15 protein-coding genes are annotated in these 19673 nt (G+C 67.1%); 1 reads left to right on the plus strand and 14 read right to left on the minus strand.

The genetic code is table 11. The features are described 5' to 3' along the window. Positions 1-26: 26 nt before the first annotated feature. Positions 27-1298: a PepSY domain-containing protein gene (locus tag FBY20_RS16240; protein ID WP_142053397.1), complete on the plus strand. Its 1272-nt coding sequence runs from the start codon at positions 27-29 to the stop codon at positions 1296-1298. Positions 1299-1323: 25 nt separating this feature from the next. On the opposite strand, the gene FBY20_RS16245 is transcribed toward FBY20_RS16240, so the two are convergent. The 14 genes from FBY20_RS16245 to FBY20_RS16310 all read right to left on the minus strand — a co-directional run bounded on the left by FBY20_RS16245 (position 1324) and on the right by FBY20_RS16310 (position 19357). After that, positions 1324-2478, minus strand: coding sequence for an iron-containing alcohol dehydrogenase (locus tag FBY20_RS16245; RefSeq protein WP_056325763.1), 1155 nt, complete (start codon positions 2476-2478; stop codon positions 1324-1326). 4 nt (positions 2479-2482) lie between these two features. Then, positions 2483-3091 (minus strand): ANTAR domain-containing response regulator, encoded by a 609-nt coding sequence (locus tag FBY20_RS16250; RefSeq protein ID WP_056325766.1) that lies wholly within the window; start codon positions 3089-3091, stop codon positions 2483-2485. Further along, complete coding sequence (locus tag FBY20_RS16255; protein WP_142053398.1) at positions 3088-4227, minus strand: transporter substrate-binding domain-containing protein; 1140 nt, start codon at positions 4225-4227, stop codon at positions 3088-3090. Before FBY20_RS16255 ends, FBY20_RS16250 begins: the two co-directional genes overlap by 4 nt. Further along, positions 4224-5735, minus strand: a complete 1512-nt coding sequence (locus tag FBY20_RS16260; protein ID WP_142053400.1) for an amidase — start codon at positions 5733-5735, stop codon at positions 4224-4226. Before FBY20_RS16260 ends, FBY20_RS16255 begins: the two co-directional genes overlap by 4 nt. A 13-nt stretch (positions 5736-5748) precedes the next feature. Then, a complete protein-coding gene (locus FBY20_RS16265) occupies positions 5749-6453 on the minus strand; it encodes an ABC transporter ATP-binding protein (protein ID WP_056325774.1) in 705 nt (234 codons plus the stop codon). Beyond that, a complete protein-coding gene (locus FBY20_RS16270; protein WP_056325776.1) occupies positions 6437-7171 on the minus strand; it encodes an ATP-binding cassette domain-containing protein in 735 nt (244 codons plus the stop codon). Before FBY20_RS16270 ends, FBY20_RS16265 begins: the two co-directional genes overlap by 17 nt. Beyond that, positions 7168-8160 carry a branched-chain amino acid ABC transporter permease gene (locus FBY20_RS16275; RefSeq protein WP_142053402.1) on the minus strand — a complete coding sequence of 331 codons (993 nt, stop codon included), beginning with the start codon at positions 8158-8160 and terminating at the stop codon, positions 7168-7170. Before FBY20_RS16275 ends, FBY20_RS16270 begins: the two co-directional genes overlap by 4 nt. Further along, entirely contained in the window at positions 8160-9029 is an 870-nt protein-coding gene (locus FBY20_RS16280; protein WP_142053404.1) for a branched-chain amino acid ABC transporter permease, read from the minus strand. The genes FBY20_RS16275 and FBY20_RS16280 overlap by 1 nt, the downstream gene beginning before the upstream one ends. A gap of 7 nt (positions 9030-9036) precedes the next feature. Further along, positions 9037-10278 (minus strand): ABC transporter substrate-binding protein, encoded by a 1242-nt coding sequence (locus tag FBY20_RS16285; protein WP_142053405.1) that lies wholly within the window; start codon positions 10276-10278, stop codon positions 9037-9039. Between the two features lie 323 nt (positions 10279-10601). Continuing rightward, positions 10602-11153 (minus strand): cytochrome b, encoded by a 552-nt coding sequence (locus FBY20_RS16290; protein WP_142053407.1) that lies wholly within the window; start codon positions 11151-11153, stop codon positions 10602-10604. A 15-nt stretch (positions 11154-11168) separates the two neighbouring features. Then, the gene (locus tag FBY20_RS16295) at positions 11169-12155 is read right to left on the minus strand and encodes a cation diffusion facilitator family transporter (RefSeq protein ID WP_063955135.1); all 987 of its coding nucleotides are present in this window, start codon (positions 12153-12155) and stop codon (positions 11169-11171) included. Between the two features lie 119 nt (positions 12156-12274). Further along, complete coding sequence (locus tag FBY20_RS16300) at positions 12275-13825, minus strand: cryptochrome/photolyase family protein (protein WP_142053409.1); 1551 nt, start codon at positions 13823-13825, stop codon at positions 12275-12277. 16 nt (positions 13826-13841) lie between these two features. Further along, on the minus strand, positions 13842-14450 hold the full coding sequence (locus FBY20_RS16305) for a lipocalin family protein (protein WP_142053411.1): 609 nt from the start codon (positions 14448-14450) through the stop codon (positions 13842-13844). 161 nt (positions 14451-14611) lie between these two features. Then, positions 14612-19357 carry an autotransporter domain-containing protein gene (locus tag FBY20_RS16310; RefSeq protein ID WP_142053413.1) on the minus strand — a complete coding sequence of 1582 codons (4746 nt, stop codon included), beginning with the start codon at positions 19355-19357 and terminating at the stop codon, positions 14612-14614. Positions 19358-19673: the final 316 nt, after the last annotated feature.

The raw sequence follows: 19673 nt of genomic DNA on the forward strand, positions 1-19673 counted from the left end.
GCCGCTTCACATCACGTTCATGTCTCATGCCGTCTTCGCTTGAATCTTCCGCCGGCACGCTTGCCGCAGCCAAGACGCGTTCGTCCGCCCGCCGGCTTTGGTTCGATCTGCATAGCTGGATTGGCATGAATCTATGCCTCCTGCTCGGCTTCATTTTCTGTACGGGGACGCTGGCGGTGGTGGCGACCGAGATCGATTGGCTGATCGAACCCGCCATGCGCGTGACACCCCAGGACCGCCAGGCCAGTTGGGGAGAAATGCTGGCGGCCGCGGAGCGGGCGCACCCCGGCTTGCGCCTGCGCAGCCTGGCCGCGCCGCACGGCGAGCGCTTTGCCGCCGAAGCGCTGATGCGTCGGGACAATGGTGAATTGCTGCGGGTGTGGGTGAATCCGCATACCGCGCAAGTGACCGGGCAGTCGTCGTGGTGGAGCGCGCAGCGATGGCTGCGGGACACGCATCGCAACCTCATGCTGCCCCCGAAATATGGCGTGCCATTGGTCGCCCTTCTGTCGATCCCGCTCCTGTTGATGGTGACCAGCAGCCTCTACATCTACAAGCGTTGGTGGCGCGGATTCCTGGCCTGGCCACGCAAGGGCAAACCTCGGTTGACGTGGGGCGACGTGCATCGCCTGGCGGGCGTCTGGAGCCTCGGGTTCATGCTGCTCATCGGCGTGACCGCGTTTTGGTATCTGGCCGAGTCACTGGGCGCGAAGGCGCCGCTTCCGCCAACGATCGTGCAGCTCAAGGGCGCGGCCACGCACGCGCCGCTGGCCGCCCAGGACGTGGACCGGGCAATCGCTGCGGCGCAGGCGGCGTGGCCCGATTTGAAGATCTCCAGCGTGCGGCCGAGCCCCAATGGGAAGGCGCTGCTGTTGGAAGGGCAGGCAAACGGATGGCTGTTGCGCGAGCGCGCCAACGTCATCGGCGTGGAGATCGCCTCGGGCGCCATCCTGGGACGCAACGACGGGCAGGACATGCGTGTTCACCAGCGCATCGGCGAGGCGGCCGACCCCCTCCATTTCGGCACGTTTGGCGGTTGGCCGGTGCGGGCGTTGTGGTGCTTTTTCGGAATGTTGTTGACCACGCTATCCCTGACCGGCGCGTATCTCTACGGCATCCGCATCGCCGAGTCGGCGCGCGCCGCGCTCAAGCGCCGCGGTGCGCCAGCGGGCGCACCGCATTCCCGCGAGCCGTCTGCATGGGCGGCCGCGTGGCGGCGCATGGGCCGGTGGCGCTGGCTGGCCGGCGGCCTGCTCGGCATGTGGCTTGCGCTCGTGGTCATCCAGGCGCTGAAATGACGCCGAGGGCCGCGCGGCTGGCCGCTCAGTAGGCGGCGCGGTAGATGGCCAGCGCCTGCGCCTCATCGATGGGCAGCGGGTTGTTCATCAGCAGGCGCTGCTGCGCCATGGCGGCGCTTGCCAGCGTGGGCAAGTCGGCTTCCGAGATGCCTACGGCGCGCAGCCCCTTCGGCAACTCGGCCTGGTGGATCAGGTCTTCCAGGAAGGCGATGAAGGCGGCCGCGCCGCTGGCGTCATCCGCGGCCGCCGGCAAGCCCACGGCCCGCCCCAGTTCGGCGTAGAGAGGTGCCGCGGCCTGCGCATTGAAGTGCAGCACGGCGGGAAGCACCAGCGCGTTCGACAGGCCATGCGGCACATGGAATATGCCGCCGATGGGGTAGGCCAGCGCGTGCACGCCACCCACGGGCGCATTGGCGAATGCCTGGCCGGCCAGCATCGCGCCCAGCAGCATGTCCGAACGCGCCTGCAGATTGGCGCCGTCGCGGCAAACGGTGATCAGGTTGGCGGACAGCAGCTTCAACGCCAGGATGGCCAGATGATCGGACAGCGGATTCTTCAGGCGTTTGCTGGTGTAGGCCTCGATGGCGTGCACCATCGCGTCCACGCCGGTGGCGGCCGTGGCGGCGGGCGGCAGGCCGACCGTCAGTTCGGCATCCAGAAAGGCCGCGTCGGCATAGAGCTGCGGCGCGACCACGCCGCTTTTGGTGGTGGCGCCCGTGGTCACGATCGAGATCGGCGTGACTTCCGAGCCTGTGCCGGCCGTTGTCGGCACCTGAATCAACGGCAAGCGCTGGCCTTGCACCTGGTTGACGCCGTACATGGCGGCCAGCGGCTGATCGCTCTTGCACAACAACGCCACCAGCTTGGCCACGTCCATGGACGAACCGCCGCCAAAGCCGATCACCACGTCGGCGTCGAATGCGCGGGCGCGTTCGGCAGCCGCCTGCACCACGGCTTCGGGCGGGTCGGCGACAACATCGTCGATCACCAACGTCTGCCAGCCGCTGGCCGCCAGGCTGTCGAGCGCCGGTTGCAGCGCGCCGCTGCGGTTCAAGAAGTTGTCGGTGACAAGCACCGCGCGCGCGCCGGCATGGCGCTCGCGCAGCAGGGCGCCGAGGCGGCGGGCCAGGCCCGGTTCGACAAGAATGTGGGGGACGGTCTGAAATGAAAAGGCGGACATGGGATCAGGAGAATTCGTTGATGATGGTTTGCGCCACGTCTTCGAGCGACGATCGCGTGGCCATGGCGCGCCCCTGGATTCGGCGGTGCGCCTCGTTTTCGGTGATGCCTTCGCGCGCGATCAGCAGCGTCTTGGCGGTGGCGACCTTGCTGACCGCGGCGTATCGCCCTTCCAGCTTGCGCATGTGAGCCATCGTGGCGGCCTGCTGGCGCCAGGCGGTGCGCGCCAGCAGCAGCTGTGTCAGCAGGCCAAAAGGGCGGATCGGCCGCTCGATGACGCCGGTGCAGCCGCTATGCAGCACCAGTTGCAACGTGGCGGGGTTTTCGTACTCGACGATGCCGACCAGCGGCGGGCTCAGCGCGTTCAGGCCGTCGGCCAGCTTCTGGATGGCGTCGCGATAGTCTTCTTCGATGGGCAGAACGACCACGTCGGTATCGGTGCAGAGCGTATCGGGCAGCGGCCATTGCTGGGTCGGCACGCAGCCGATGCGTTTCAGATGCGACATCAACAGACGCGATTCGGCATCCTGCGGGTGCAGGACCAGCACGCGCAGGCCGTTCAGTTCGCGCAGCGCCGTGGTGCTGCGGCCGGGCCGGGTCAGAGAGGCGGTCACGGTAGCGCCAGGGCCTCGGGGTCGAGCGCGTGGTCCACGAGGTACGGCACCGGCCGCACCGCGGCCCGCGCGGCGTAGATGATCTTGAACTGGCGTTGCGCGTCGATGCGCGCGATGCGCGGCCAGAGCGAGGTGTGCTGCGTATCGCCATCGATGGTGACCAGGCCTTGGGGCGCTTCGAACTGGGCGCCGTCCAGGGCCTGCACCAGGTCGGGCACGGCCAGACCGCCCGCGCGGCGCGCGGCGTCGGCCACGAGATGGACCTGGGAATAGGCGGCTTCGGCGCCTGCCGTGATCGGGCTGTCTTCGCCGAAGCGCGCATGGTAGGCCTGGGCGAACCGGCGGCTGGGCGCGGTGTTCAGGGACGCGAAGTAGGGCGCGGCCGTGATGTGGCCTTCGGCCTCTTCAGCGGTAAGCGCCGCAACGTCGGTCTCGTTGGTGGCCAGGCTGACGATGGGCATGCGCGCCGGGTCCAGGCCCAGCTCGCGGTAGGCGCGGTACAGCTTGACGATGTCCCGGCCGACCATGGTCGAGTAGATGGCGTCCGGACGTAACGCCACGGCGCGCTTCAGCACATCGGCCAGGTCCTCCTGCGGCGCGTTCAGCGGCAGGTAGACCTCGTCGACGACTTCGCCGCCCGCCTGCTCGTAGAGCTCGCGCATGATGCGGTTGGACTCGCGCGGGTAGACGTACTGGCCGCCAATGAAGAGCACGCGGTTGCCGAAGTGGCGGATCACGTAACTGGCCAGCTGCACCGAGTTCTGGTTGGGCACCGAGCCGCCGTAGAAGCAATAGGGCGAGTACTCGAAACCCTCGTAGAGCGTGGCGTAGAACAGCAGCGCGCGGCGGCTTTCGACGACCGGCAGCACGGCCTTGCGGGTGCTGGACATGTGGGTGCCGAAGATCAGCGGCACGCGCTCGCGGTCGCAGAGCCATTCGGCGGCTTGGCGATAGTCGGCCGGCTGGGCGCCCACGCTTGCGCTGACAGGAACGAGCGGCACGCCGCCGATGCCGCCGGCGGCATTGACTTCGTCGATGGCCAGCAGCGTGGCGTTTTCCTGGGTGATCTCGGTGGCCGCTGTCAGGCTCTCGTGCGAGAACAGCAGGCCGACCCGATGGCCGGTGGTGGCGGTCACAGCGATGTCCAGTCGAGCGATTGCTCGAAAGCATGGGCGGCGCGATACAGCGTTGTTTCGTCGAAATGACGGCCCACCAGCATCATGCCGACGGGCAGGCCGTCGCGCAGGGCGCAGGGCACGGAGATGGCCGGATGGCCGGTGACGTCGAAGGGCGCGGTGTTGGCGTTCATTTCAAGGGCGCGGGTGACGAAGAGGTCCGGGGCCGCGCCGGCATCGATGAGACGGGGCGCGCGCATGGGCACGGTCGGCATCAACAGCAGGTCGACGCGGTCCAAAGCCTGATCATAGGCCTGGCGCAGGCGGCGCGCGAGGTTTTGCGCCTTGCCATAGTACTGGCCGCCGTAGCGCGCGTAGAAGTACTCGCCGGCCAGCAGGCAGGTCTTGACGTCGTGCGGGAACTCGTCGGCGTGGTCGCGCCAGTGGCGTTGCGCCTGCATCAGGCCGGTCACATACAGGCCCTTCCAGTTGGTGCCGTAATTGAAGCCCTTCATCTGCTGGGTGGTGCCCTCGACCGCGATCGGCGTCCAGATGGCATGGCCCTTGCGGTGCAGGGGCACCGGCAGCTCGACGACTTCGGCGCCCAGCGCGGCCATCTCCCGGGCCGCCTTGCGCACCGCTTCGTCCACCTCGCTTTCACTGTTTGCCCAGCCAAAGCCCTCGGGCACGACGCCAACGCGCAACCCCTTGAGCGGCATGTCCAAAGCGTCCCGGTAGGACGGGCGCTCGGCGGGCAGGCCTTGCTGGCGCGGGTCCAGTCCGTCGGCACCGGCGATAGCGTCCAGCAGCAAGGCGTTGTCGGCCACATTGGCGGTCATGATGCCGGCGTGGTCCAGCGTCATTTCGATCGGCATGATGCCGGTATAGGGAATGAGGCCGTGGGTGGGCTTCATGCCGTAGATGCCGGAGTACGCCGCCGGAATGCGCACCGACCCGCCCTGGTCCGTGCCGATGGCCATGTCCGCCTCGCCGGCGCCGACCAGGGCCGCCGCACCCGAGGACGAGCCGCCGGCCGAGTGCTCGGGATTGCGCGGGTTGCGCACCGGGCCCGCGGCATTGGTATGGCTGCTGCCGGACACGCAGAAATACTCGCAATGGGCCTTGCCGACAATGCGGCCGCCGGCATCCAGAATGCGCGTGGCGACGGTGGCGTCCTGATCGGGCACGTAGCCGCGCAGCGTGGCCGCGCCGTTCATCATGGGCACGCCGGCCAGGCAGACGTTGTCCTTGAGCACCACGCGCTTGCCCGCCAGCGGACCGCCCGGGCGGCCGTCGATCTCGGTGCGCACATACCAGGCGTTCAGCGGGTTGTCTTCGGGCTGCACGCCGGGCGTACGCGGATAGCGCACCACCGGCGGCTGATCGATCAGCGCATCGACCTGGTCGTAGTCGGCGAACGTGGCCTCCAGAATGCTGCCGTAGGCGCGCAGCGTGGCATCGTCCAGATTCAGGCCGATGCGGCGCGCGGCCTGGTCCAGCGCTTCCAGGGTGGGACGGGGAAGGGACATCTTGGATTCCGTATCAGGATTGCAGACCGCCGTAACGCCGGGCGATCTCTTGGGCAGTGGTGGTGGCGGTGGGAACGTCGGCGATCAGCTCGCCTTTTTCCAGCACCAGAATGCGGTCGGATAACGCGCACAGGAAGTCGATGTCCTGTTCGACCAGCAGGATCGCGATGCCATGCGAGGCGCGCAGCGTCTGCAAGGCCTCGACGATCTCATCGCAGATAGACGGCTGGATGCCTTCGGTGGGTTCGTCCAGCAGCATCAGCCTGGGCTCGCCGCACAGGCAGCGGGCCAGCGCCAGCAATTGCTGTTCGCCGCCCGACAGGCTGCCGCCGGGGCGATCGAGCAGACGTTGCAGACGCGGAAAGACCTTCAACACCGAGGCGATCATGGCATCGGCGCCGCGCAGGTTCTTCACGCAGCCCATGCGCAGGTTTTCGGCCACGCTCAGCGCTGGGAAGATCTGCCGGCCTTGCGGCACGAAGCCCAGGCCCTGGCGGGCGCGCGCATGCGGGGCAAGCGCGCCGATCTTCCGGTCGGCCAGCGTCAGGTCGCCGCCGGTCAGGGGCAGCTCGCCCATCAAGGTGCGCAGCAACGTGGTCTTGCCCATGCCGTTGCGGCCCAGAATGCCGGTGAATTCCCCGGCGGCCATGCTGAAGCTCACGCCATGCAGCACCGGGATGCGGCCGTACCCGGCCTTCAGGTCACGCGCCTGGAGCATGTGTCTCTCCTTGCTTGCCCAGATAGGCGGCACGCACTTCGGCATGCGCCATGATGTCGTCGAAGCTGCCTTCGGCCAGCACTTCGCCCTGGTTGAATACCGTGATGCGGCCGGCGATCAGCCGGATAAAGGCCATGTCGTGCTCGACCACGACCACGGTGCTGTGGCGGTTGATGGCGCCAATCAGGTCGGCGGTCTTGCGCACCTCCTGGTGCGTCATGCCGGCTGCCGGTTCGTCCAGCAGCACCAGCTCGGGCCGCGACGCCAGGATCATGCCAAGCTCGACCCATTGCCGTTGGCCGTGGGCCAGCGCGTTGACCGGCGTGCCGGCCACAGCGTCCAGGCCGATTTCCGCCAGCACCTGGGCGGCAATCTCGGCCGGCACGCCCTGCGCGCGCCGCGCCGCGGCCAGGCGCAGGTTCTCGCGCACGTCCAGCCCTTCGAAGACGCTGGGCACCTGGGTCTTGATGCCGATGCCCAAACGCGCCACTTCGTGCGTGGCCAGCCCGCGCAGGGGGCGCCCTTTGAAGCGGATCTCGCCGCGGCTGGGCTGCAACTGGCCCGACAGCATCTTGAAGAACGTGCTTTTGCCGGCGCCGTTGGGGCCGATCAGGCAGCGCACTTCACCGCGTTCCAGCCGGAAATCGACCTCCCTGACGGCGTGCACGCCACCGAAGCTCACGCCCAGGCCCTGGGTTTCCAACAGCAGCGTGCTCATGCTTGCTCCTTGGCCGGCCGCACCACGCGGCGGCACGCGTCGAGCACCGTCGGGGCCAGGCCGCGCGGGATCAACAGAACGAAGAGAATCAGGATGACGCCCAGCACCAGTCCGGTGTCGACGGTGTGCTGCGCGCCCAGTTGCGTGACCATGGCTTGCAGCGCCACGCAGGCGATGATGGGGCCGATCAGCGTGCCCCGGCCGCCGACGATCACCCAGATGATGATCTGCGCCGACTGCGACAGGCCGAACACGCCAGGGCTGACGAAGGCGCCCCAGTTGGCGTAGAGCATGCCGGCAAGGCCAGCCAGCGCGCCACCCAGCGTGAACGCGGCCAGCTTGTACAGGCTGGCGTTGTAGCCCAGCAGCAGCGCGCGCTGCTCGTTTTCACGGACGGCGGCGACCACGCGGCCAAAGCGCGAGGCCATGACGGCGCGCAGGCCGAAGTACGCCGCGATCAGGATCAGCGCGGCCAGCGTGAACGTGCCTTCGGGTGACAGGGGTTCGGCCGCGCCCGGCAGCGTCAGCGGCGGGATGGACGGAATGCCGTTGAATCCGCCCAGGAGCGCCTCGCCGATGCGATAGCTGTCGCCCGAGGTGGAATTCATCAAGTTGAACAGGATCAAGGTCACGGCCAGCGTGATGACGCCCAGATAGACGTCGCTGATCTTGCCGTAGAACATGAAGTAGCCCAGCAGGGCGGCAAAGGCCGCCGGCACGGCGACCGCCACGGCCATCGCGGCAAGGCCGGGGCCGAAGTTGAAGGCGCCGATCGCCCAGGCATAGGCGCCCAGGCCAAAGAAGGCGGCCTGCCCGAAGCACAGGATGCCGCCGTGCCCCCAGACGAACGCCAGGCTCAGCGCCAGCAACGCCATGACGAGGTAGACCGTCATGGACAAGAGGCTGAACATGTCGACGACGGTGGGCAACAGGATCGCGGCGGCGACGGCCGCCGCGCCCAGCGCCAGAGAAATCACAGGTACACGCATCAGATCGCTCGCTTGAAGAATCGGCCGGTGATGCCTTGCGGCAGCAGACGGATCAGCACGATGGCGGCCAGCAGCAAGGCCACCTGGCCGTAAACCGGCGTGGCAAGAAAGGTCACGCCCTGGCTGATGGCGCCGAAAAAGCCCGATGCGCTCACCGTGCCGGCGATGACGGCGCTGCCGCCGCTGATGACGGTGATGAAGGCCTTGGCGATATAGGCCGCGCCAATGGTCGGGATGACGCCGGTCAGCGGGGCGAGCACGGCGCCCGCCAGACCGGATAGGGCGGCGCCCAGACCGAAGGTCATCTTGTAGACGCCATTGGGGTTCATGCCCAGGGCATTGGCCATCGCGGCGTTCTGCATGCAGGCGCGGGCGCGCAGGCCGAAATCGGTAAAGCGCAATAGGCACCACAGCGCCACCATGACGCCGGCGGCCAGCGCAATCAGAAATAGCGTGTAGCCGCTTGCCTGGCGCGCGCCGATCGTGATGCCGCCCAGGGGCGACGAAATGCCGACGGTGGTGTTGCCAAAGACCATGGTGGCCAGGCCGATGACGGCCAGCGACAGTCCCCAGGTCGCCAGCATGGTGTCGATCATGCGGCCGTACAGATGGCGCACCAGCAGATGCTCGACCAGCACGCCGAAGACGCCGACGATCAAGGGAGCCAGCACCAGCATGGAGATCCAGATCGGCACGCCCCATTGGTTGGTGGCAAGGATGGCGACGTAGCCGCCCAGCATCATGAACTCGCCGTGAGCGAGGTTGATGATCTTCATCATCCCGAACATCACCGCCAACCCGACGCTCAACAGCGCCAGGATGGCGATCGCACCCAGGATATCGATGGCATAAATGGCAACGAGATCCATGGAACGCTCAGAACTTGATGGCGTATTGACGGTTGTCCGCCGGGTTCTTGATCAGGTCGCACACCGCCGCGGTGTCGCCGGGCTGCTGCTGCGGGAAGCTCTCGACCAGGTTGAGCTTGCGGTCGCGCACTTCGGCGATGTGCACGTCCAGCGTGCAGTGGTGGGTGGCCGGGTCCAGCGACACGCGGCCGCTCGGCGCATCGATGGCGATGCCGGATTCCAGCGCCTCGATGACCTTCATGCGGTCCAGCGAGCCCGCCTTGCGCACACCTTCGGCCCACAGCATGAAGCCCTGATAGGCGCCCATGGCCAGTTCGGTGATGTAGGGATAGTCGGCGCCATAGCGGGCATGGAAGCGCTTGACGAAGTCGGCGTTGGCCGCGCCGGGCAGCTCCTGCAGGTAGTTCTGGCAGACCAGGAAGCCGTTGCATTCCTCGGGCGACAGCACGATGTGTTCATTGCCGCCGGCAAAGGTGGTCGAGGCGAGCGGGATCTTGCCCGTCATGCCAGTGGCCTTCCATTGCCGGTAGAACGACATGTGCGCGCCGCCCACGAGACCCGACCAGATGAAGTCGGGCGAGGCGGCCTGGATCTTGGAGATGGCGGCGCCGAAATCGGTCACATCCAGCGGGAAGAATTCCGTGGCGACGGTCTTGCCGCCCACGTCGGCCGCGTACTTGCGCACCCAGTTGGATACGATCTGGCCGTAGTTGTAGTCGGCGGCCACGATGTACACCTTCTTGCCCCAGTGCTTGACGGCGTAGGGGGCGAGCTTCTGCACGGTCTGCGCAGGCGTCACGCCGGCCGCGAAGTAGTTGCGGTCGCAGACGCCGCCTTCGTACTGGTTGTTGTAGAAGTACAGGGTGCGATAACGGTTGAGCACCGGGCGCACGACCTCGCGCGAGGCCGACGTGATGCCGGCATGGACCACGGCGGCCTTGTCGCGCAGCGCGGCCTGCTGCGCGAACTGCGCATACAGCTGCATGTTCGATTGCGCGTCATAGGCGATGAAGTTGATCTGCCTGTCCAGCAGGCCGCCCTTGGCATTGATTTCCTCGGCCGCGAATCGCAGCGCGTCCATCACCGGCTTGCCGTAGATGTCCAGGCCCCCCGACAGATCGTAGATGGCGGCAACGTTGATTTTTTCCTCGCCGGCCGCAAAGGCGCGCGAGCCCGCCAGCCCCATCAGGGTGGCGGAGGCGGCGGTGGCAGCGGTGGACGAGAGGAACTGGCGGCGGTTCATGCTCATGTTGATGGCCCCTTGAGCGCTCGCGGCGCGCACGGTCTGGCGCCCGGCGCAAAGTGCAGGGACGAGCAGAGGCCGACGCCGAAAGTCGCGTAGACGTGTATAGGTGTGTGGGTATGCCGAGAACCCGGCAGGATGTCGACGCCGTTGTCGACGAGAAAAACTGAGCGGCCTTGCGGGCAGTTGCGCCTTTGGAACTTGCCGAGCCGGCCTTCAATGCGTGAAGGCAGGGCAAATTCTAGGGGAAGGGCAAAGTCCAGGCTAGCCCCGGGATTTCCCTAGGGGCTAGCGCACGTTCGGCGTTTCGCGTTGCGTTGAGCCTGGCGTCAGCGGCGCCCCGGCAACATGCGCGCCAGCGTATTGTCCTGCAGGATGTAGTGGTGAAACAGCGCCGCGGCGGCGTGCATGCCCACCAGAAAGTAGCCGGCCGTCGCCAGGGATTCATGCAGTTCCTTCAGCTGGCTTGCCAGCGCCTTGTCCGCGCCCACCAAGGCGGGCACCTCAAGGCCAAAGAACGGAATGGTTTTACCGCCCGCGCTCAGCGTCAGCCATCCGAGAATCGGCGTGGCAATCATGAAGGCATACAGGGCATAGTGCATCAGCCGGGCAAGCACCTCCTGCCAAGTCGGCATCGGCGGCCTAACGGCAGGCGCGGCGCCAGCGGCCACGCGGATGGCCAGCCGCAAGGCAACCAGCCCGATCACGCACAGCCCCAGCGAGAAATGCAGCGCCTTGACGTTGTTGTAGAGATCGGTGCCTTTCGTGGCCAGTCCGCGCAGTTCCATGCAGGCGTATACGAGCGCCAGCACGATGAGCATGAGCCAGTGCAGCGCGATAACGAGGCCGCCAAACTGTGTATCGGTGTTCTTGATTGCCATGAGGATTCCTTATTTTCAGGACTGCTGCTGAATAGCGGGCGTGATGCCGGACGCACCCTGATCGGAGCTTGCCGGCGCGCCGGTGCGCCGCCAGGGGTCGACGTGGGTCATCAGGTTCAATACACGGTGTCGCTGCATGACGCGGTGGCGGGCCTCGACCGCGATCTTGTGGCCTTCGTCCACGGTCAACGCCGCGTCGATTTCCAGGTGGGCATCGGCCAGGATCATGTCGCCCATTTTTCGGGTCCGCAGGTCATGCACGCCTTGAACGCCGGCGGTATCCAGCAAGGTCCGGCGTATGGCTGCGGTTTCGTCTTCGTCGGCCGCACGGTCCATCAGATCGTGCAGGGCATCCCACCCAAAATTCCAGCCCATTCTTGCCACCATGAACCCCACGATGGCGGCCGCCACGGGATCCAGGATCGGGTAGCCGAGCAGGTTGCCGACGATGCCGATGCCGACCACCAACGAGGAAGCGGCATCCGAGCGCGCATGCCAGGCATTGGCCACCAGCATGCTGGACTTCACGCGCTTGGCCACGGCCAGCATGTAGCGGAACAGAAGTTCCTTTGCGACCAGGGCGATGCCCACCACCCACAGGGCAATGCCATGCACCTGCGGGATCGCGCCGGGCTGCTCCAGTTTGCTGATTGCCGCCCAGAGCATGCCGCCGCCCACGAGCAGCAGCAAGATGCCCAGTGCAAACGACGCCGCGGTCTCGTAGCGGTAATGCCCATAGTGATGACCGGCATCGGCCTCCTTCTGGCTATGCCGGTTGGCAAGCAGCACGATGAAGTCTGCGACCAGATCGGATAGCGAGTGAATGCCGTCGGCTATCAAGCCTTGGGATTTCGAGAATATGCCCAGGATGATCTGGGCGGTCGCAAGCGCCACATTGACGCCCACGCTGACCCATGTGCTGCGGGAGGCGGCGGCAGCGCGCTCTGCCGGCGTGTGTTCGTTATCTTCGGGGGCGTCGGGCGCGGGCCGAAGGGGTGTCATGGGTACAGCTCCGATGCTTGGTGTTTGCGATGGGATATTTGGGCGCCCAGCATAGCGGCCCGACCTTAACGCAGGATGAATGCCGCCGGAATGATTCGCGCTCTGGCGTTAAGCAAGTCTTACAGGCCTTCCAGGCGCGTCAACGTCAGCGCCGCCTGCTTACGCAACGTGGCCTGCGCCTCCTCGGGAAGGTCCTGCCATCGCCGGTACACCATGGCAAGGCGCCGGTTGTCCTCAAGCTGCGATCTGTGGCGAGCAAAAAAATCCCAGTACAAGGCGTTGAACGGACAGGCGCGTTCGCCCGTCTTCTGCTTCCTGTCGTACGGACACGCCCGGCAGTAATCGCTCATCTTGTCGATGTATGACGCGCTGCTGACATAGGGTTTGGTGCCCAGCAAGCCCCCGTCGGCAAACTGGCTCATCCCCACCGTGTTGGGCAGCTCGACCCATTCGAACGCGTCGATGTAGACGCCCAGATACCAACGGTGCACCTCGGCAGGGTCCAGGCCGGCCAACAGCGCGAAGTTGCCGATGACCATCAGGCGCTGGATATGGTGCGCGTAGGCGTTCTCCAGCGAATTGCCGATGGCGTCGCTCATGCAGCGCATGCGGGTCTGCCCGGTCCAGAACCAGGCCGGCAGCGGGCGCGTGTGCCCCAACGCGTTGCGCGTCTCGTACCCCGGCATGTGCGCCCAATACACGCCACGAACATACTCGCGCCATCCCAGAATCTGCCGGATGAAGCCTTCAACGGCTGCCAAGGGAGCGTGTCCCGTTTCGTAGGCGGCCTGCGACTGACGCACCAGCTCGCCAGGGTGCAGCATCTTGGTGTTCAGGGCGAACGACAACTGCGAGTGAAACAGGCGCGGATTGCCCGCGCTCATGGCGTCTTCGTAGGCCCCGAAGTTGGGCAGCGTGTGCTGGATGAAATGGTCCAGCCATGCAAGCGCCTGCGCGCGATTCAGCGGCCAGCGGAACTGATCCGCCTGCGGATTTCCAAAGCTTTGCACGCCTGCCTGCTGCACCGTTTCCCACAGCGCGCGATGGTCATGCACCGGCCGGACGTCGGGCGGCAGCGGCGGGGTGCCGGGCCAGGGCTTGCGGTTGTCGTGATCAAAGTTCCATCGCCCGCCCACTGGCTCGCCAGAGGCATCCATCAATACGCCGTGACGCCGGCGCATATGGCGGTAGAACGTCTCCATGAGCCAGCTCTTGCGGGGGCCGAAGAACGTGGCCACTTCGTCACGCGTCGTATGGAAATGCTCGCTGTCGGCCTGCTGCACGGAGAATGCCTGCGTCGCACTCCAGGCGCCAAGGACTTGGCTGACCCGCCATTCATCGGGTTGCTGGTAGCCCAGTTCGCGGGCGCCGTAGTGCGCCATCAGCGCAGTCAGATTCTGGGTGATGTCCTGCCGGTTGCTGGGGTTGTCGATCGCGACATACCTGACGCGATGTCCCGCCTGGCGCAGATGGCGCGCGAAATCTCGCATGGCGGCGAATATCGCCAGGATTTTTTGCGCGTGGTGCAGCACGTAGTCCGTCTCTTGACGCACTTCCATCAGCACATACACCACGTCCGGGTCGGTCCGGGCGAACCAGCTGTGCAGCGGGTTCAGCTGGTCGCCGAGCATCAAGCGCAGGGTGTGCGCGCCAGCGCCCGTGGCTGTCATGGCGCGCGACGCGGCATCAGGAAGCCGGTTCCAGCGGCGGCTGTTCGCGGTCCTGGCTGACCCAGATGAACGCGTCGGTGTCCAGGCCCAACGCCTTGGCGCGGCTCAGGATGTCGTCGCGCGTCTGCGCATTCAGTGTCTTGTCGCGCGCGAGGATCCAGGCATAGCTGCGATCCGGGCCCACCACCAGGGCCCAGCGATAATCCGGATCCAATGCGGCCACATGGTAGCCGCCATAGAAGGGGCCGAAGAACGACACCTTCAGCGATGCCACGGACGGATCCCCCGTGAAGCGGGCCAGCCCCTCTGCCGAGCGCCAATCGCCATTCGACCCCTTGGCCGGGTCGAATCCGCGGTTCACGACGCGCACGGTGCCGTCGTCCTTAAGCGTGTAGTTCGCGGTGACGTCCGTCATGCCGCGTTCGAAACGGTGGTCCAGCCGCGCGATTTCGAACCAGCGGCCTTCATAACGATGCACGTCGAAGGCACCCACGGGCGTCACGCCTTTGGGCGGCGTCGTCGCGGCACAGCCATACAACGTCAAGCCCAATAGTCCCAACGCCACCCACGGCGCGACGCGCCGCAACGGGTGGGTAAAACGACGACCGGCTTCTACATGGCGCATGGCAAACCTCCGCTGAATTTGAGTCCTGGAAATTATATTTGCGCGGTTTCCGGGCCATGCTTGCGGTTCGGAAAAAATGGAAACAAATCTTGGTGCGCGAGTTTCGGCTCCGCTTCAGTGGGAAAGGTCGCGGCCATCGGCCGCTGAAGTTGAACGTGATTTCAGAACTGATACTCGAACCGCGCATACCCCGCTTGCGCCGACGCGTGACCGGTATTGATCAGCGCGTCGTAGCCCAACGAGATCGACGTGGCCTTTGAGGGGCGAAAACCGATGCTCGCGCCGCCCGTGACGTAGTTGCGCGGCAGCGCGACGCCGGGTGCGGCGAAGCGGGTGCCGTCCTGCGACAGGACGGTGACCTGCCGGCTCGTGCCCATCAGTTCGCGCGCATAGCCCACGCGCAACTGGGCATCGATGGCGCGATCTCCCTCGCCGAACGTCTTGTCCAGCTTGAGCATCAGGTAGGGCTGAAGACTGCGCGCGGTGTCGGAATCGACGTCCAGGTTCTGCGCGGAGGCGCCGCTTTCGGTAAAGCTTGCGCCCCGGAAGAAGGCGTAGCGCAGCCCGGCGGCGGGCGTCAGCGTGACACTGCCGACGCGCATCGGCACGGCGGCCTGGGTGGCGGCCGAGATTTCGTGCCCGATGTGATCGCCTTGCGCGGTGCCAGATGCGCCAAACGGGCGCTTCTGCGACAGGAAGTCGAGGCCATAGCCGAGCGTTGCCGACACGATGACCGGCCCGAAGTCGCGGCCGCCATAGAGCGCCAGGCGTACGGTGTCGGTGGCGCCGGAGCTGCCCGTTTCGTCTTCGTTGATCGACGTGTGCGCATAGCCGCCGGCCAGGCCCACGGTGTAGTCGCCGACCGGCCGGTCGGTGCCCGCCAGAAAGCCGAACTGGTTTGCCTTGAAGCCAGGCTGCCCGTCGTCGGCGTGCAGGCGCGTGCTGGATCCGGTGGCCTCGATCCAGGCGCCGCGCGCGGCCGGCTGCGTCTGCGGCGAGGGCACGAAGCGGCCGAGCAGCGTTGCGTTGACCGATTGCGCGCGCATGATCGCCGCCGTGCCAAGCGCGGTGTAGATGCTGGTGTTGGTGGGAGCGACGATCACGGGGCCAGGGGCGTCGGGGGTGAACAACTGCAGGCCGACCTCGTTTGCGCCGTAGGTGACCGACTGGTCGAGCGTGGAAAGATCCGCGCCGGCGGATGTGGTGCTGGTCACCGTGGCAAAGGTGCCGTTGACGCCGTTGGCGGCCGAAAGCAGGGTATAGCGGCGCGCCGTGTAGGTGCCGGGCGCGTAGACGATGGATAGCCCGCCGTCCAGGGTGGCGGTGCCACCGACGCGCAGCAGCGAGCTTTCCAGCGGATTGACCTCGATGGACAGCGTGGCGTTGCTGGCCTGGGTGTAGTTGCCGCCGACGCTCAACGTGCCGACCGACCCGCCCGGCATGACGATGCCTTGGTTCAAGAGGCTGCCGGCGATCGTGCCGTGACCCTTCAACGTGCCCTGGGCGCCCACGGCCACGTTGCCGCCGAGCAGCGCGGCGTCGTGGTTGGCATCGCCCACGGCCAGCGTGCCGCCGTCCACCCGCGTGAGGCCGGCGAAACCGCTGCTGTTGCCGTTCAGGGTCAGCATGCCGGCGCCTTGTTTGGCGAAGACGCCAGAGCCGTTCAATGAACCGTCAAACGTGCTGTCGGCCGGCGAATCCAGCGTCAACGTGCTTGTGCCGAGTTGCAGGCGCGTGCCTGTCCCGCCAGCCAGCGCGGTCACCCGCTGCGGGCCGGCGCCCGACACATCGAGCGCGGCGCCCGGGCCGGCCAGCACGACGTTCGACGCGGACGACAGGCTGCCCGTGACGGCAAGCGTGCCGCTGTTGATGGTGGTGGCGCCCGTGTAGCTGTTGGCGCCCGCCAGGACCTGCGTGCCGCCGTTAAGCGTCAGGCCGCCCGTGCCGGCAATGGATCCCGAGAAATTGCCGGCGGCGTTGGTCAGCGTAAGCGTGCGCGCGCCGAGGGCCACGTTCCCCGAGCCGCTCAGGCTCGTTACCGACGCGCCCGCCGCCGTGCCCGAGATATCCAGCGTGCCTTGATTCGTGAGCCCATTGGAGGCAGCGATGCTGCCCGCGCCGTTGATGGCGAGGGTGGCGCCCGGGCTGATCGTGGTTGCGCCGGTATAGGTGTTTGCGCCGGTGAGCGTTTGCTTGCCGCCTCCCACCGTCAGGCCGCCCGTGCCGCCAATGTTGCCGCCGAAGGCGCTCGCCGCGTTGCTGATCGTCAGGGTGCGGCTGCCCAGCGTTACCGCGCCGCTGCCCGTTAACCCCGTGACCGATGCGCCCGCCGTGGCGCCGGAAATATCGAACGTGCCGTTGTCGACGACGACATTGGAGGCCGCGACGCTGCCGTTGCCCGTCAGCGCCAGCGTGCCGCCATTGATCGTGGTCGCGCCGCTGTACGTGTTGTTGCCGGTCAGCGTCTGCGTGCCGGCGTTCAGCGTGATTCCGCCCGTCCCGCCGATGGCGCCTGCATAGGTGCCCGCCGCGTTCGTCAGCGTCAGGGTGCGCGAGCCGAGCGTGGTAACGCCTGCGCCAGTCAGGGCTTGGACGGAAGCACCCGCCGTGGTGCCGGAAATATCGAAGGTGCCGTTGTTGATGAGCCCGCTGGAGGCCGCGAGGCTGCCATTGCCGGCAAGCGCGAGGGTCGCGCCATTGCCGATGTCGGTCGCGCCGGTGTAGGTGTTGACGCCCGAAAGCGTCTGCGTGCCGCCCGCCACCGTGAAACCACCGGCGCCGCCGATCACGCCGCCGAAGTCGCCAGCGGCGCTGTTCACGGTCAGCGATTGGGAGCCCAGCTCGACGACGCCGGCGCCGGTCAGCGCCTTGACGGAAGCGCCTGCGGTGGTGGCGGAGATATCGAACCGGCCATTGTTGACCAGCCCCGACGAGGCCGCGATGCTGCCGTTGCCCGTCAGCGCCAGCGTGCCGCCATTGATCGTGGTCGCGCCGCTGTACGTGTTGTTGCCGGTCAGCGTCTGCGTGCCGGCGTTCAGCGTGATTCCGCCCGTCCCGCCGATGGCGCCTGCATAGGTGCCCGCCGCGTTCGTCAGCGTCAGGGTGCGCGAGCCAAGCGTGGTAACGCCTGCGCCAGTCAGGGCTTGGACGGAAGCACCCGCCGTGGTGCCGGAAATATCGAACGTGCCGTTGTTGATGAGCCCGTTGGAAGCCGCGATGCTGCCGTTGCCGGCAAGCGCGAGGGTCGCGCCATTGCCGATGGCGGTCGCGCCGGTATAGGTGTTGACGCCCGAAAGCGTCTGCGTGCCGCCCGCCACCGTGAATCCACCGGCGCCGCCGATCACGCCGCTGAAGGCGCCCGCGGCGCTGTTCACGGTCAGGGACTGGGAGCCCAGCTCGATGACGCCGGTGCCAGACAGCGCCTTGAGCGAAACGCCCGCGGCGGTGGCCGAGATATCGAACCGGCCATTGTTGACCAGCCCCGACGAGGCAGCGATGCTGCCGTTGCCCGTCAGCGCCAGCGTGCCGCTTGTGATTGTCGTGGCGCCCGTGTAGTCGTGGACGGCCGACGTGGACAGCGTGCCGCCCATCGCGGTCACGCCGCCTGATCCGGAAATGGTGCCCGTCAACGTGAGGGGGGCCGTGCTGGTGTTGAAGGAGACGACGGATGCGGCGTCGGTCAGGATTACGGCATTGCCGAGCGATAGACCCTGGTGTGCCGGGTTGATCTCGGCAGAGGCGCCGGCCTCGACGACCAGATCGCCCACCATCGTGGAGCCCGAGAGCAGCGTGAGTGTGTTCCCCGTGCCGCCAAACTGGATGGCAGCCGCGCGCGTGCCGTTGGCGACGCCGCCAACGATGGTGCCGGCATTTGTGATGTAGTTGGAACCGTGCGTGATCACGCCGGCGCCCGCCGCGCCGCCGTTGCTGCTGCCGCCGGTGATGGTTCCGACGTTGGCCAGCGAGCTGAAGGCGCCCACGAGATTGACGCCGGCGCCGCCGTTGCCGCTGCTTCCGTTGCCGCTGGCGCCGGCGCCCCCGTCACCGCCCGCGCCGCCGCCTATCGTGCCGAGGTTGATGACGCTGGAGCTGACGCCAAACACCACCAGCCCATCGCCGCCGCCTCCGCCGCCTCCGCCAAAGCCGCCCGTTCCGCCCGCGCCGCCGGCGCCGCCCTGGATCAACCCGTTCGACGTGATGTTCGTGCCGGTGGTGATCGATATCATCCCGGCGCCGCCACCGCCACCGGCGCCCGCATTGCCGACGACACCATTGGACGTGGCGCCCCCGGCACCTCCGGCGCCGCCGGAGAGGACGGCATTGACACCGATCGTCGCCGCGGTCCCGCCGTAGTACAGCCCGGTGCCCCCACCGCCGCCGCCGCCACCGAAGTTGGTGCCGTCTGCGCCCACGTCGCCCGCGGTTCCGCCGAAGTTTGTATTTACGGAGACGTTGGTGGACGAGAGCGCCAGGCCGGTGGCACCGCCGGAAGCGTTGCCACCCGCGTCGCCCGCGGCGCCGCTGCCGCCGCTGCCGCTGGCGCCGGGCGCGCCGCCCGGAACCTGCACCGTGACGGTATTGGCATCGAGCTCGCTGGAGCCGCCGCCCTGGCCGTTGCCCGCGCCGCCGTTGCCGCTGCGTGCCGGGTAACCCGCGCCGCCGGACGCGCCGCAGGCGCTGGCATCGCTGGCGGCGCACCCGGCGGCCCACGCGGAAGGAAAGGCGCAAGTCAGGCCGAGCATCAAGGCGATCTGCCCGGCCTGGTGTGCGGCGCGGGGAAGGGAGCGCCGTGGTGTCCTGCAATGCGTCGCGCTGCCTGGGACTGAGGATCTGGATGTGGCGATTTCGGGCGCGACCTGCATCATTTGCAAGGTCTGATTCCAGACGAGCCGATAGCTGCGGTTCATCGTTGCTTTCCCTTTGCGCGCCCATTGGCCGGCCGGCCCGGAGCCGGCATTCGCTGACAACTGACGCAGCGCTTATTCAATCGTGGTGGTGGAGCCGGGCGGCGATCCTCCCGAGAGCTCGGGTACGACAGGTCGACATGCCGCCTACGGCATTCGCATGAGGCGGTCGGACTATATCACCGGGCCGCCGGCCGTCATTCGCGGAATTAAGCCAAATTCTTGAGGCAATTCCAGGCTGGCCGGTTCGCGATGGTCGCATGGCGGCGAGGCAACAGGCGGGCGGACTGAAGTGCAACAGCGCTGTGCAAAGGCAAGC

It is taken from the genome of Achromobacter sp. SLBN-14 (genome assembly GCF_006715415.1).
GTDB lineage: Bacteria > Pseudomonadota > Gammaproteobacteria > Burkholderiales > Burkholderiaceae_B > Achromobacter > Achromobacter mucicolens.

Excerpts from the sequence above, each read along its gene's own strand:
- FBY20_RS16310 (WP_142053413.1), bottom strand. The coding sequence starts at position 19,357 with ATGAACCGCAGCTATCGGCTCGTCTGGAATCAGACCTTGCAAATGATG.
- FBY20_RS16300 (WP_142053409.1), bottom strand. The coding sequence starts at position 13,825 with ATGACAGCCACGGGCGCTGGCGCGCACACCCTGCGCTTGATGCTCGGC.
- FBY20_RS16275 (WP_142053402.1), bottom strand. The coding sequence starts at position 8,160 with ATGCGTGTACCTGTGATTTCTCTGGCGCTGGGCGCGGCGGCCGTCGCC.
- FBY20_RS16290 (WP_142053407.1), bottom strand. The coding sequence starts at position 11,153 with ATGGCAATCAAGAACACCGATACACAGTTTGGCGGCCTCGTTATCGCG.
- FBY20_RS16270 (WP_056325776.1), bottom strand. The coding sequence starts at position 7,171 with ATGAGCACGCTGCTGTTGGAAACCCAGGGCCTGGGCGTGAGCTTCGGT.
- FBY20_RS16285 (WP_142053405.1), bottom strand. The coding sequence starts at position 10,278 with ATGAGCATGAACCGCCGCCAGTTCCTCTCGTCCACCGCTGCCACCGCC.
- FBY20_RS16260 (WP_142053400.1), bottom strand. The coding sequence starts at position 5,735 with ATGTCCCTTCCCCGTCCCACCCTGGAAGCGCTGGACCAGGCCGCGCGC.
- FBY20_RS16305 (WP_142053411.1), bottom strand. The coding sequence starts at position 14,450 with ATGCGCCATGTAGAAGCCGGTCGTCGTTTTACCCACCCGTTGCGGCGC.
- FBY20_RS16240 (WP_142053397.1), top strand. The coding sequence starts at position 27 with ATGCCGTCTTCGCTTGAATCTTCCGCCGGCACGCTTGCCGCAGCCAAG.
- FBY20_RS16295 (WP_063955135.1), bottom strand. The coding sequence starts at position 12,155 with ATGACACCCCTTCGGCCCGCGCCCGACGCCCCCGAAGATAACGAACAC.
- FBY20_RS16245 (WP_056325763.1), bottom strand. The coding sequence starts at position 2,478 with ATGTCCGCCTTTTCATTTCAGACCGTCCCCCACATTCTTGTCGAACCG.
- FBY20_RS16265 (WP_056325774.1), bottom strand. The coding sequence starts at position 6,453 with ATGCTCCAGGCGCGTGACCTGAAGGCCGGGTACGGCCGCATCCCGGTG.
- FBY20_RS16280 (WP_142053404.1), bottom strand. The coding sequence starts at position 9,029 with ATGGATCTCGTTGCCATTTATGCCATCGATATCCTGGGTGCGATCGCC.